This is a genomic window from Serratia grimesii NBRC 13537, from assembly GCF_001590905.1.
Lineage (GTDB): Bacteria > Pseudomonadota > Gammaproteobacteria > Enterobacterales > Enterobacteriaceae > Serratia > Serratia grimesii.
In genome coordinates, this window is record NZ_BCTT01000017.1 from 20,690 (window position 1) to 33,058 (window position 12,369).

A 12,369-nucleotide genomic window follows, 5' to 3' on the forward strand; every position below is an offset into this window, starting at 1 on the left:
CTTACTTCACACCCCAGATGGCTTTGTAGTGACCTTGATAATCATTCTGCGGGTCATACAGGTTGTTGCTGCCACCATCGGCAGTAATATTGTCGCGGGTTACCAGATGCGCCGGAGTGACATAACCGGAAGGCGGTTGCTTGGCAAAGGCGCGGTTAAATTCATCCAGCAGTTGCCAGCCGTGCAATTTGAGCGGTTCCGGCACCGTGGCTGACTGGCTGCCGCCGGAGCGGATGCGTTGATAGGCGGAAATAGAGCCATCACCAGCAGAAATACTGTAGGGGGCATTTTTGCCGCCTTTACCGGCAGTTTTCAGGGCGGGCGCCATAAAATCAAAATACAGATCGTTAATGGCCAGTGCGTACTGGAACTGATCGCCGTATTTTTGCAGCAAGCTGAAGGTCATGGCCGGCATACGGTTGGCGGTATCCGCCAGCGGGGTGTCGATAAACTCGATCACCTTACAACCGCTGCATTTACCGATTTCCTCTTTCATCACGTTGGCCTTGTCCAGCGCGATTTGGTATAGCGAATCGGTAAAGATCAACACATTGGCCTTACCGCCGGACTGGACAACGGCATATTGGGCAGCAATACGTGCCACGTCGTTGGAGTCAGAAGTGACGTTATAAAACACGTTATATTTGGCGATCGGCCCCGGTTCCGGTACTGCGTGCCAGGCGGTGAGTATGATGCCCTGCTGAATAGCCTTTTTCAGCGGGATCTTGGCCACGTTGGGGTTCCAACCACCGATCACGATGCCATCCGGTTTCTGGGCGATTGCCTGATTCAGCGACGCCAGCTGATCTTTCACCGAGCCGCCGCCATCCAGGGTTTCCAGTTTCCACCCGGCCGCTTTTGCTGCTTCACTTAGTCCTTCCTGCACTCCCTGCACACCGCCGTTTTTCATGTCTGATGCAATAAAGATGATTTTCTTATTGACCTGCAATTTTGGCCCGCTGGTGGGGCCATCCCACTGGGTTACGCTGGCGGTGGCTTTGGCAACGGCCGCCGTGGCCTGCTCGAGATAGGCATCGGCCCAGGCGGGGGAGACGGTGCTGGCCAGCAGCAGGGTTGTGGGTAATATCCAAAGACGTTTCATTCGGTGAGCTCCTGGTTAAGGATTGATCGCTTTTGGGTTATTTTTATCAGCCGTGGTGGCTGGAGTGCGTTGTACCGCTTTTTGGTTGAGCAACCGGCGGCGCTGGGCATAGCCCGCCAGAGTGATGGACAGCAGCAGTGTTGCGCCGTTGAACAGCGGTTCGACCCAGAATTCACCGCCGAACTGCTGAATACCGGCAATGCCGATGGCAAGAATGGCGATACCGACCACGGTACCCCAGACGTTAACCCGACCGGGGCGGATGGTGGTGCTACCGAGGAAAGCGCCGACCAGCGCCGGTAACAGGTAATCCATACCGACGCTGGCTTGACCCACGCCCTGTTCGGCGGCGATCAGTACACCGCTAAAACCGGTCAGTACGCTGGAGGCAATAAAGGCACCGATAGTAAAGCGATTGACCGAAATACCGTTCAGCCGCGCTGCTGCCGGGTTGCCACCGACAGCGTACATACAACGACCCAGCGGAGTGTGTTCAGTGATCAACCACAGTACGATGGCGACGATCAGTACGTAGAATGCCACGATCGGGATCCCGCCGATCTCGGTATGGTGCAGAGCGATAAAGGCGTCGGGTAGATCGCCGACGATCTGCCGGCCGCCGGAATGCCACAGGGCTATGGCATACAGCACGGTGCCGGATCCAAGAGTCGCAACAAAGCTGTCAATATCCGCCAGTGCGACCAGAATCCCGTTCAACAGGCCGTACAACGCAGAGATCGCGAGTACGGTTAGCACCGCCATCTGCCATGAAAAACCGTATTCCACCTGTAATGTAATAGCCAGGATATGCCACAGCACGATGCCGAAGCCGACATTAAGGTCAATTTTCCCGACGATCATCGGGATGGTTGCCGCCAGTGCCAACAGAGCGATCTTGGCCTTACTGGAGAGGATCGCTTGCAGTGTTAGCATCGACGCGAACGACGGTGTTATCAGTGAAAACAAGATCACCAGCGCAATGCACAGCAGCAGCAGGCCGTAGCGGGTAAGGATCTGCATCAGCCACGGGCCGGTACCGTCTTGTGACAGGCTGACTCTTTGCTCCAGTGCTGTTGATTTAACCGATGTTTTAGACATGGCCCACCTCAGATTCTAACGTTGTCACGAGCGTTTCCCCGGCGCTGGCAGAAGCCAGTTCCAATAAATTGGCGAATGACACCTGCTGATTTTTCAGCTCGCCGACTACTTTTCCCCGGTTAAACACCAGTGCGCGGTTGCAGATATGGGCGATCTCCTCAAAGTCGTTGGAGATCACCAATACAGCCACGCCTTCCTCCAGGGATTTATTTAACAGATGATAGATTTCAGCCCGTGCACCAACGTCTACGCCAGCAGTAGGGTCTTCCAGGATCAGCAACGGAGCGCCCAGGTGCATCCAGCGCGCCATCACTACCTTTTGTTGGTTACCGCCGGACAGGGCGCTGATATCGATATTGACGTCCTTGGGTCGCACGTCGAACAATTGTACTTTCCACCAGCTGGCGCCGATCTCGGCCCGGCGACTGTAGCGTGACAGCAGCTTGTGGCCGCTGGCACAGGGGTTGATAAACAGGTTTTCACGCACGCTCATCGACATCACCAGGCTCTCGCCGGTGCGATCGCCCGCGACCAGCGATACGCCGCAAGCCATGGCTTGTTGGGGGCTTCTGGCGGTGTAGCTTTGGTCGCGAAAACGGATTTCGCCCTCATCAGCGTGGCGCAGGCCGAACAGCAACCGGCCAATTTCTTCCTGCCCGGCGCCGCGTAGGCCTGCCAGTGCCAACATTTCGCCAGGTTGCAGATTGAAGCTGACCGGGCCGATATCGCCCACCGTTACCTTATTGAGCTGCAATACAGGTGGTCGATTTTCTGGCAAGGGTTCGCGCTGATCGTCCGCCATGGCTTCACCTACGATCATCTGCACCAGATCACGCAGTGAGTAGTCGGCGGTATTACCACCTGCTACGTAGCGCCCGTCACGCATGACACAGACCCGGTCGGCAATTTCGATCACTTCGTCCAGTCGGTGGGTGACGTAAATCATGCCGACCTTTTTGTCACGCAGCCGGTTAATCACTGCGAACAAGTGGCGTACGTCGTTGGCGGGCAGCGAGGCGGTGGGTTCATCCAGCACCAGCAGTTCGGCGTTAACCGCCACGGCACGGGCTATCGCCAGCAACGATTTTTCAGTGCGCGACAGTTCGAATACTCTGGCATCGGGATCCAACGCTATGCCGACATCCTGAAGTGCCTGAACAGCACTGCGGCGGATAGCACGCCAGTCGATCAGGCCGAAGCGGCGTGGAAAACCCATCACCATCGCCATGTTTTCCGCTACCGTCATCCATTCGATCAGCCCAAGATCCTGATGAATAAAGGCAATAGGCTGGCGGCTGTCACTTTTTATCGCTGCGGCGGAGGCTATGCTGGCCCCTTGAAACTGGATGTCGCCGCTATCGCGTGGGTAAACCCCGGCCAGCACTTTGATCAGTGTCGATTTGCCTGCGCCATTTTCGCCCAGCAGGGCCAGCACTTCACCTGGCATCACCTGCAGGCTCACGTCATTCACGGCGACGTTGCCGCCAAAGCGTTTAACAATATGGCTGAGGGTAAGGATGGGTTGTTCCGCATTATCTGGTGTTGTCATGTGATGCGCCCCTGGTGCCTGCATACGCGATCGGCGTGTGCGAATTGGTGTTTATATCATCATTAAATTTCAACATGCGAAATTCAATTTCAAAAATAATATGCCGAACGCCGATCTAAAGCAAAGCCAGAGGTGTTTTAATTATTGTTTTAAAACAAATGGTTATTTATCTCTTTGCGGAATTGTGACGTATAACTCACTTCGGAAGTTAGCGAAATGTTGCGCATTTTTAACCCGCTACGGACAATGAAACGGCGTTCCGTCTTCACCTGATGCGGGCCTTGGGGTAACATTCTTGGCAAAGAGCCCGTTTACTACGCCGTGGCGTTGGCTGGCGGCTCGATACTGGAGAAATTGCGCTATGAGCCTGAAAGCTGTCGACGAGAAAGATGACAAGAAAGACAAACCCTTGGGCAGCCAAAGCCTGTTCCGTGGTTTGCAACTGATTGAGATCCTGAGCAACTTCCCTAACGGCTGCCCACTGGCGCACCTGTCTGAGCTGGCCGGCATGAACAAAAGCACTGTCCATCGTTTGCTGCAAGGGCTGCATACCAGCGGTTATGTCACCCAGGCACCTTCGCCCGGCAGTTATCGACTGACCACCAAGTTTATTTCTGTCGGGCAAAAGGCGCTTTCTTCGCTGAATATCATCCATGTTGCTGCGCCCCATCTGGAACAGCTCAATCTGGAAGTCGGGGAGACGGTAAACTTCTCCAGCCGCGAAGATGATCATGTCATTTTGATCTACAAGCTGGAGCCGACGACTGGCATGATGCGTACCCGTGCCTATATTGGCCAGCATATGCCGCTGTATTGCTCGGCGATGGGCAAGATTTTTATGGCCTACGGCAACAGTGATTATCCCGATCACTATTGGCAGACACATCAGCATGAAATCCAGACGCTAACGCGCAATACCATCACCGAACTGCCAAAGATGTATGACGAACTGGCCGATATTCGTCTGCGCGGCATGGCAATGGATCGTGAAGAGAATGAGCTGGGTGTATCCTGCGTGGCGGCACCGGTGTTCGATATCCAGCAACGGGTTCCCTACGCCGTATCCGTTTCGTTACCCACCGCCAAACTGCAACAGATTGGTGTTAATGCCTTGATTAAACCCGTGTTGGCGACCGCCCAACGCATTTCTCAAGAGCTGGGGTTTGTCATTCCTGCCTAGGTATTAGTATTTCTGATAGTTGATTAGAAATATCAATTTCACCTAATAATTTTTTCCTCATATGATGCGCGTGTTGACCGACACGCGCCGCTGAATGGCGTTTTTTTCTGTGAGGAATTCCATGTTAGCTGTCTTTTTGCAGGGTTTTGCCCTGAGCGCGGCGATGATCCTGCCGCTGGGCCCGCAAAACGTTTTTGTGATGAATCAGGGGATACGCCGTCAGTATCATCTGATGATCGCGTCACTGTGCGCATTGAGCGACATTGTGTTGATCTGCGGCGGTATTTTTGGCGGTAGCGCCTTACTGAGCCGTTCGCCGTTGCTGCTGGCATTGGTCACCTGGGGCGGTGTGGCTTTTCTTTTATGGTACGGCTGGGGCGCATTTCGCACCGCATTCAGTCGTCACTTGACGCTGGCGACGGCGGAGGAGTTGAAGCAGAGCCGTTGGCGACTGGTGGTCACCATGTTGGCAGTGACCTGGCTGAACCCGCATGTTTACCTTGATACTTTTGTTGTGCTGGGCAGCCTGGGGGGACAACTGGCCCCGGATGTGCGTTCCTGGTTTGCACTGGGGGCGGTGAGTGCTTCCATCGTTTGGTTTTTCGCGCTGGCGTTGCTGGCCTCTTGGCTGGCACCGTGGCTGAAAACTCAAATGGCGCAACGTGTCATCAATACGCTGGTCGGCGTGGTGATGTGGGGCATCGCCTTGCAGTTGGCCTGGCAGGGGGCAAGTTTATAAGAATTTGTCACTAATCCGAATTCAAAAGCCCGTGCGTTATGCTACGTTTGATGCCAAGGAACCGGCTGCTCTCGGTAGAGAAAGGTCGGTAATCAGTTACAGCCTGTCATCAAGGAGACACTGTGAAGCTTAAAGCATTGGCTATGGCCGCAATGATTGGATTAGGGACATTACCTCTGGCGCTGCAAGCGGCTGAAGTGCCGGAAGGGCCGCACGTGGTGACCTCAGGCACATCTAGCGTTGATGCGACACCAGACATCGCCACTCTGGCGATCGAGGTCAGCGTATCCTCCAAAGACGCTGCACAGGCGAAAAAGCAGGTCGATGAGCGTGTCGCGCAGTACTTTGATTTCCTGCAAAAAAACAACATTGAAAAGAAAGACATCAGTGCTGCTAACCTGCGTACTCAGCCAGAATATGATTACCTGAAAACCGGTGAGTCAGTGCTGAAAGGCTACCGTGCGGTACGCCAGGTACAGGTGACGCTACGTCAGTTGGATAAGTTGAATGAGCTGCTGGACGGTGCACTGAAATCTGGCCTGAATGAGATCCGCGCCGTGGAATTGGGTGTGGCAAAACCGGATGTGTACCGCGAGCAAGCACGTCAAAAAGCTATCGAGAACGCGACGCAACAGGCAGCTTCATTGGCAAAAGGCTTTAACGCTAAACTGGGGCCGGTTTACAGCATTCGTTACCATGTCGCTAACTACCAGCCGATGCCAGTAGCGCGTATGTATAAATCTGCGGGGGCAGCAGCGGAATCTGACGCAGCGCAAACCTACGAACAGCAGAGCATTCACTTTGATGATCAGGTGGATGTGGTGTTTGAGCTGCAGCGTAACGCAGCACAATAATATACCCGTTATACTTGAAGCAGCATCTGTGTTGGCTACAGGCAGTCACCCCAGTCACTTACTTGAGTAAGCTCCTGGGGACTCCTGCCTTGGCCGCGTTACTCGGCAAAGCCTCGCCCCGTTGGGGCCAGCGCAAGCGCTGTTCAACAAAACTGTGGTTTTGTTGTGATGCAACTCCAATTATTTAGGGTATAAGATTGGTTTTTCAGACGACGGATTAAGCCGCGTAAGGGCTAAACCTGTAGGGGTCGAACATGTTCGACCTGATTTGACCTATTGATTATGCAATAGGGCGCAGCATGCTGCGCCCCTACCATGAAATAACCGCACAACCTTTTCTATTTTAGTCCTGGCGCAGAACCTGGCGGCCGTGCTCAAGCAGGGCATCTGTCACTTTACGCATCATGCGGCTTTCCGGCGCGAAGCGGTGCCAGAACAGCATGCGGCGCTGGAACAAGCCCGGTGTCAGATCGATAAGCTCGCCTGAATCCAACTCTTTCTCAATCTGCAGATGCGGAATCATGCAGCAGGTGGTGCCCTGGCGTGCCAGCTGCACGAAGGCTTCCGATGAGTTCACGATATGGCAGGGGACGCTGCCCGGCGACAGATCAAAGTTTTGCTGTAGGAAGGCCTGATGCATATCGTCGAGATGATCGAACGCGACCGCAGGCGCTTTTAGCAGCGCGGAGCGCGTAACGCCATTCGGGAAGTAACGCTCGGCAAAGCCTTTTGAGGCGACAAACAGATAATCCAGTGCACCCAGTTGATCTACCAGACAGCTTGGCAGCGGCTGTGGCTGAATACTCACTGCGCCCACCACTTCGCCGCGCCGCAGTCGTTCCTGAGTACGTGTTTCGTCTTCTACCTGGAGATTGAGACGGATAGGGGAGTCGGTCAGTACCGGTTTTAGGGCCGGCAGCAGCCAGGTCGCCAGGCTGTCGGCGTTGACCGCCAGCGACAGCAGCAGCGGCGTATCAATGCCGGTGTCGTTACCCAGCCATTCTTCTTCCAGTAACTCAACCTGATGCAGCAACGCCAACAGTTTCTGGCCCTGTTCGGTCGGTCGTGGTGGCACGGTGCGCACCAACAGCGGTTGGCCGAACAGGTTTTCCAACTGCTTGATGCGCTGGGATACTGCCGATTGGGTGATACAAAGTTTTTGCGCGGCGCGCTCAAAGCCACGCTCACGGATCACCGCGTCCAGCGCTTGTAGCGTTCGATAGTCTGGGCGTTTCATCGGAAAGATATCCCTTAAAGTAAATTGATATAGGCACTATGCCACATCTCTGGTGTTTTACAGGTGGAAAATCATCGGGCTATATTGCCGCGATGCGCCTAAAAATGCGGCTTAAGGCAAAGAAGTGTGATCCTGCCTGAGTGAAAAAGAGTGATTTACCCTATAATACGCACACGTTTTCGTACAGAGGCAAGGGACATATTATGACGCAGGATGAACTGAAAAAAGCGGTTGGCTGGGCAGCGTTGGATTACGTTACCCCAGGCACCATCGTCGGTGTTGGCACTGGCTCGACCGCCGCCCATTTTATTGATGCGCTCGGCTCGATCAAGCACCAAATTGAAGGGGCGGTGTCCAGCTCTGACGCGTCCACGGCCAAGTTGAAAAGCCTTGGAATCCACGTGTTCGACAGCAATGAAGTAGATTCACTGGATATCTATGTCGACGGTGCGGATGAAATCAACCGCCAGATGCAGATGATCAAAGGCGGCGGTGCTGCGCTGACGCGTGAAAAAATCATTGCCGCCATTGCGCGCAAGTTTATTTGTATCGTCGATTCGACCAAACAGGTCGACGTGCTGGGTAAATTCCCGTTGCCGGTGGAAGTGATCCCGATGGCGCGTTCCTACGTCGCACGTGAGCTGGTGAAACTGGGCGGTCTGCCGGAGTATCGCCAGAATGTGTTGACCGATAACGGCAACGTGATCCTCGATGTACATAACCTGAGCATCGTCGATGCCATTGCGTTAGAAAACAAAATTAACGGTATCGCTGGTGTTGTCACCGTCGGTCTGTTCGCCAACCGTGGTGCTGATGTGGCGCTGGTTGGGACACCTGAGGGTGTGAAGGTCGTCCAATAACCGAAGGTGCCTTTGGGGCGTCCCCTGCATCGCCCCTTTGTATGCGGTCTTGGATCCTACCGGACCGCATAATTCACTGGCTAAAACATCTTTTATTAAAAGCGCTAAATTTGGTGACATATGTCACATTACGGGCGTTAGCTCCACGAAGCTCCTGTCTAATTCTTTCCCTTTGGCATTTTCTGCCAGAAACCACCGACAACGCTGAGCCTTGTACTGACGGGCGGGCAATCGTTTGTATTGCCGCCTGCGTTATTTTTGTTATGTTGGATGGGTGCTGTTTAACAACAGCCGCTTCTGAAGTCTGAACATAGGGTCGGGTAAATGGCAAAAGTATCATTGGAGAAAGACAGGATTAAATTCCTGTTGGTGGAAGGGGTTCATCAGAGCACGGTAGATAATCTGCTGGCAGCCGGATATACCAACATTGAATATCACAAAGGTGCGTTAGACACCGAATCGCTTAAGGCATCCATTCGCGATGCTCACTTCGTCGGCATCCGATCGCGTACGCATCTGACCGAAGAGGTTTTCGCTGCTGCAGAAAAGCTGGTGGCGGTGGGCTGTTTCTGTATCGGTACTAACCAGGTTGATCTGAAGGCGGCGACCAAACGCGGCGTTCCGGTGTTTAACGCACCTTTCTCTAATACCCGATCCGTGGCCGAAATGGTGCTGGGCGAACTGCTGCTGCTGTTGCGTGGTATTCCGTCCGCTAACGCCAAGGCGCACCGCGGTGAATGGCAGAAACTGGCCGTTGGCTCGTTTGAGGCACGCGGCAAGAAGTTGGGGATTATTGGCTACGGCCATATCGGCACCCAGTTGGGCATTCTGGCCGAAGGCTTGGGCATGAAAGTGTTCTTTTACGATATTGAGAACAAGCTGCCATTAGGCAATGCCCAGCAGGTACGTCACCTGTCTGATCTGCTCAACATGAGCGATGTGGTGACGCTGCACGTGCCGGAAACCCTGTCGACCAAGAACATGATGGGCGCAGAAGAGTTGGCGCTAATGAAGCCTGGTTCTATTCTGATCAACGCCTCACGCGGCACTGTGGTTGATATCCCTGCGCTGTGTAACGTACTGGCCAGCAAACATTTAGCCGGCGCGGCGATCGACGTATTCCCGGAAGAGCCTGCAACTAACAGCGAGCCGTTTAACTCACCGCTGTGCGAGTTCGATAATGTGATTCTGACCCCGCACATTGGTGGTTCTACGCAGGAAGCGCAGGAAAATATCGGTGATGAAGTGGCTGGCAAACTGGCGAAATACTCCGACAACGGGTCGACACTGTCTGCGGTCAACTTCCCGGAAGTGTCGCTGCCTGCACACAGTGCTAACGCAAGCCGCTTGCTGCATATTCATGAAAACCGCCCTGGCATACTGACGCAAATTAACCAGATTTTCGCGGAAGAAGGGGTGAACATTGCTGCGCAGTATCTGCAAACTGGCCCGGAAATCGGTTATGTGGTCATCGACATTGACGCAGAAACTGAACGTGCCGACGCTGCACTGCAACGTATGAAGGCGATTGCCGGCACCATCCGTGCTCGCTTGCTGCTCTGATTGAAAGCGTTGTGACAAAAAGGCCGGATTACTCCGGCCTTTTGCTATTTAGCTATCTGCCAAACCCAATTCTGCGACGGGGTCACGATCTCCGGCAGCGGGATATCCCAATGTTCCGCCGGTATTTGTTCCACTTGTTGGCAATCATGCGCCAATCCGATCGGGTAGGGACCGAGTTGTTGCCAATTTCGCAGAGTACGGTCGTAAAAACCGCCGCCCATACCTAAACGTTGGCCCGAGCTGTCAAACGCCACCAATGGCGTCAACACCACGTCGAGTGACCCTACCGGCACGACGTTACGCACATCGAGCTGTGGCTCAAGGATATTGAAGCGGTTGCTAATCAGTGGTGTTTCCGGGGTATAGCGCAGAAATAACAGATTCCCTGGGCTAAATGGATGCAAGACCGGCAGGTAAACATGCAAACCTTGTCGCCATAGCCGTTCAATCAGCGGGCGGGTGTCTAGCTCGCCATCAAACGACAAAAATACCGCAATGCTTTGTGCTGCCAGAATACGTGGATGTACCACAATGCGTTCAGCTGTCTGCAATGCAAAGGTGTGTTGTTGTTCAGGCGTTAAAGCGCGTCGACGCTGGCGGATTTGATGTCGGATATCTTGCCGCTGTTGGGCATATAGGGCTTGAAAAGACATAGTCAGCACACATACCGCTGAGGAAGGGGAATCTCCGAGATGCCGTCGCAGGCTGTAACCCTTGAACCCATGGTTCAAGGTGAACGTGCTGTCGCAATCTTAAGGCTTCTCGGCGGGCCGAGCATGCACACCGATCGCGGATCATCACATTCTGTTGGTACTAAATATCGGCTCAGGGGACTGGCCCGCTGGCGAACATCTCAGAGAAATTTTTTACTCGTTGCCGAAACCTTGGATTTCAGCAACTTAAGTTATTCGAATTGTGCATCCTGACGTTCAGAGATGCGACCTTGTTCAAGCAACGCTTGTTCAATGGTCTGTTGCAGCATACGAATGCGTTGTTCCATATTGGACGCATAATCACGGGTTTTCAACCGTTCTTGAGCAAGTTCGTGACAAACGTTCAATGCTGCGATGAAAACGAGCTGCTCAGTATTTGTGACTCTAGTGCGAACTTTAAGATCTTGCAACCGTTCGTTAAGATCGACCGCTGCCATGTTCAACGCATCTTGTTGTTCTGGCGGGCAATTGACTCTTAAAGAGCGACCAAAAATTTGAATATCTACTGGTTGTGCAGACATGCCACCTTCCTGCCTAAATTTCGCGCCAGCCCCAGCCTACCCTTACCGGGCCAACCAAAGCGGGCGCCACTATATATACCTCGGTACCAAGATACAACCCCTTTTTCAGTACCTGGTTGTAATCTACTGTGACAGACATTACCAGTCAAAAAAGGGTTTCAAAATGCGTATTTAGCGTCATTTTGATCCTTGCCGGCAGTGTGTGAGTTCTGACACATCACGATTATAACTAGCCACTGAGGTGTCGCGCTTATCTGGTACAGCGACGGACCTTGGTGGTAGCATAACACGAACTTATCCTGCCAACGATGACGAATGCGCATGTCTATACAGAATACATTTCCAAGTTACCAATCTTTGACCGTTGCCCTTAACCAGCAAGCGGTGGCATTAACCGCAGCAGAAATGCACGGCCTGATCAGCGGCCTGCTGTGCGGTGGCAGCCGTGACGCCGGCTGGCAATCGCTGGTCTATGATCTGACGAATGAAGGCGTGGCCTTCCCGCAGGCGCTGAGCCTGCCATTGCAGCAACTTCATGAGATTACGCGTGAAACGTTGGAAGACGACGATTTCATGTTCCAACTGATGATGCCGGAAGGCGAAACGGTCAGCGTGTTCGACCGCGCGGATGCTCTGGCCGGTTGGGTGAATCATTTTCTCCTCGGGCTCGGCATGATGCAGCCGAAATTGGCTCAGGTGAAAGACGAAGTGGGTGAGGCGATCGACGATCTGCGCAATATCGCCCAGCTCGGTTATGACGAAGACGAAGACCAGGAAGAGCTTGAGCACTCTCTGGAGGAAGTGGTGGAGTATGTTCGTGTTGCCGCCATTTTATGCCATACCGAATTTACCCGTCGCAAACCAACGGCGCCGGAAAATGCCAAGCCGACCTTGCACTAAACATCCGAATTCACGTCCTTAGATGGCCGTGAGCACAGGCAGATTGATTTCAG

At 53.6% G+C, this 12,369-nt stretch carries 12 protein-coding genes and 1 other RNA gene; 6 read left to right on the plus strand and 7 right to left on the minus strand.

Annotated features, from left to right (window positions below; translation table 11 throughout):
- Nucleotide 1: 1 nt before the first annotated feature.
- Genes SGR01S_RS20105 through SGR01S_RS20115 form a run of 3 tightly spaced genes read right to left on the minus strand, consistent with a single transcriptional unit; the run spans nucleotide 2 to nucleotide 3,749 of the window.
- A complete protein-coding gene (locus tag SGR01S_RS20105; RefSeq protein ID WP_061808402.1) occupies nucleotides 2-1,102 on the minus strand; it encodes an ABC transporter substrate-binding protein in 1,101 nt (366 codons plus the stop codon).
- A 15-nt stretch (nucleotides 1,103-1,117) separates the two neighbouring features.
- On the minus strand, nucleotides 1,118-2,200 hold the full coding sequence (locus SGR01S_RS20110; protein ID WP_061808403.1) for an ABC transporter permease: 1,083 nt from the start codon (nucleotides 2,198-2,200) through the stop codon (nucleotides 1,118-1,120).
- Nucleotides 2,193-3,749: a sugar ABC transporter ATP-binding protein gene (locus SGR01S_RS20115; RefSeq protein ID WP_061808404.1), complete on the minus strand. Its 1,557-nt coding sequence runs from the start codon at nucleotides 3,747-3,749 to the stop codon at nucleotides 2,193-2,195. Before SGR01S_RS20115 ends, SGR01S_RS20110 begins: the two co-directional genes overlap by 8 nt.
- A 361-nt stretch (nucleotides 3,750-4,110) precedes the next feature.
- Here SGR01S_RS20115 and SGR01S_RS20120 point away from each other — a divergent pair, with 361 nt between their 5' ends.
- The 3 genes from SGR01S_RS20120 (at nucleotide 4,111) to SGR01S_RS20130 (ending at nucleotide 6,522) form a co-directional block, all read left to right on the plus strand.
- Nucleotides 4,111-4,929, plus strand: coding sequence for an IclR family transcriptional regulator (locus SGR01S_RS20120; protein WP_037418222.1), 819 nt, complete (start codon nucleotides 4,111-4,113; stop codon nucleotides 4,927-4,929).
- A 121-nt stretch (nucleotides 4,930-5,050) separates the two neighbouring features.
- Complete coding sequence (gene argO / locus SGR01S_RS20125) at nucleotides 5,051-5,668, plus strand: arginine exporter ArgO (protein ID WP_037418224.1); 618 nt, start codon at nucleotides 5,051-5,053, stop codon at nucleotides 5,666-5,668.
- A 122-nt stretch (nucleotides 5,669-5,790) separates the two neighbouring features.
- Complete coding sequence (locus SGR01S_RS20130; protein WP_073963488.1) at nucleotides 5,791-6,522, plus strand: oxidative stress defense protein; 732 nt, start codon at nucleotides 5,791-5,793, stop codon at nucleotides 6,520-6,522.
- A gap of 343 nt (nucleotides 6,523-6,865) precedes the next feature.
- Here the strand turns inward: SGR01S_RS20130 and SGR01S_RS20135 are convergent, their stop codons facing one another.
- Nucleotides 6,866-7,759 carry a LysR family transcriptional regulator ArgP gene (locus SGR01S_RS20135; protein ID WP_037418226.1) on the minus strand — a complete coding sequence of 298 codons (894 nt, stop codon included), beginning with the start codon at nucleotides 7,757-7,759 and terminating at the stop codon, nucleotides 6,866-6,868.
- A 203-nt stretch (nucleotides 7,760-7,962) separates the two neighbouring features.
- On the opposite strand from SGR01S_RS20135, the gene rpiA reads away from it, so the two are divergent.
- Together rpiA and serA are read left to right on the plus strand one after the other, a co-directional pair.
- The gene (rpiA, locus tag SGR01S_RS20140) at nucleotides 7,963-8,619 is read left to right on the plus strand and encodes a ribose-5-phosphate isomerase RpiA (protein ID WP_037418229.1); all 657 of its coding nucleotides are present in this window, start codon (nucleotides 7,963-7,965) and stop codon (nucleotides 8,617-8,619) included.
- Between the two features lie 324 nt (nucleotides 8,620-8,943).
- Nucleotides 8,944-10,182, plus strand: coding sequence for a phosphoglycerate dehydrogenase (gene serA / locus SGR01S_RS20145; protein ID WP_037418231.1), 1,239 nt, complete (start codon nucleotides 8,944-8,946; stop codon nucleotides 10,180-10,182).
- A gap of 44 nt (nucleotides 10,183-10,226) precedes the next feature.
- On the opposite strand, the gene SGR01S_RS20150 is transcribed toward serA, so the two are convergent.
- The 3 genes from SGR01S_RS20150 to zapA form a co-directional block, all read right to left on the minus strand.
- Nucleotides 10,227-10,835, minus strand: a complete 609-nt coding sequence (locus tag SGR01S_RS20150) for a 5-formyltetrahydrofolate cyclo-ligase (protein ID WP_061808405.1) — start codon at nucleotides 10,833-10,835, stop codon at nucleotides 10,227-10,229.
- A 27-nt stretch (nucleotides 10,836-10,862) separates the two neighbouring features.
- Nucleotides 10,863-11,045: non-coding RNA, 6S RNA (gene ssrS / locus SGR01S_RS20155), on the minus strand.
- Between the two features lie 41 nt (nucleotides 11,046-11,086).
- Nucleotides 11,087-11,416, minus strand: coding sequence for a cell division protein ZapA (zapA, locus tag SGR01S_RS20160; protein ID WP_012146623.1), 330 nt, complete (start codon nucleotides 11,414-11,416; stop codon nucleotides 11,087-11,089).
- A gap of 321 nt (nucleotides 11,417-11,737) precedes the next feature.
- Between zapA and SGR01S_RS20165 the strand changes: the two genes are divergently transcribed.
- On the plus strand, nucleotides 11,738-12,316 hold the full coding sequence (locus SGR01S_RS20165) for a YecA/YgfB family protein (protein ID WP_082797647.1): 579 nt from the start codon (nucleotides 11,738-11,740) through the stop codon (nucleotides 12,314-12,316).
- Nucleotides 12,317-12,369 lie beyond the last annotated feature (53 nt).

Bases quoted from the DNA above. Each gene is read 5' to 3' on its own strand.
- SGR01S_RS20105 (WP_061808402.1), bottom strand. From the start codon at position 1,102: ATGAAACGTCTTTGGATATTACCCACAACCCTGCTGCTGGCCAGCACC.
- SGR01S_RS20110 (WP_061808403.1), bottom strand. From the start codon at position 2,200: ATGTCTAAAACATCGGTTAAATCAACAGCACTGGAGCAAAGAGTCAGC.
- SGR01S_RS20115 (WP_061808404.1), bottom strand. From the start codon at position 3,749: ATGACAACACCAGATAATGCGGAACAACCCATCCTTACCCTCAGCCAT.
- SGR01S_RS20120 (WP_037418222.1), top strand. From the start codon at position 4,111: ATGAGCCTGAAAGCTGTCGACGAGAAAGATGACAAGAAAGACAAACCC.
- argO (WP_037418224.1), top strand. From the start codon at position 5,051: ATGTTAGCTGTCTTTTTGCAGGGTTTTGCCCTGAGCGCGGCGATGATC.
- SGR01S_RS20135 (WP_037418226.1), bottom strand. From the start codon at position 7,759: ATGAAACGCCCAGACTATCGAACGCTACAAGCGCTGGACGCGGTGATC.
- rpiA (WP_037418229.1), top strand. From the start codon at position 7,963: ATGACGCAGGATGAACTGAAAAAAGCGGTTGGCTGGGCAGCGTTGGAT.
- serA (WP_037418231.1), top strand. From the start codon at position 8,944: ATGGCAAAAGTATCATTGGAGAAAGACAGGATTAAATTCCTGTTGGTG.
- SGR01S_RS20150 (WP_061808405.1), bottom strand. From the start codon at position 10,835: ATGTCTTTTCAAGCCCTATATGCCCAACAGCGGCAAGATATCCGACAT.
- zapA (WP_012146623.1), bottom strand. From the start codon at position 11,416: ATGTCTGCACAACCAGTAGATATTCAAATTTTTGGTCGCTCTTTAAGA.
- SGR01S_RS20165 (WP_082797647.1), top strand. From the start codon at position 11,738: ATGTCTATACAGAATACATTTCCAAGTTACCAATCTTTGACCGTTGCC.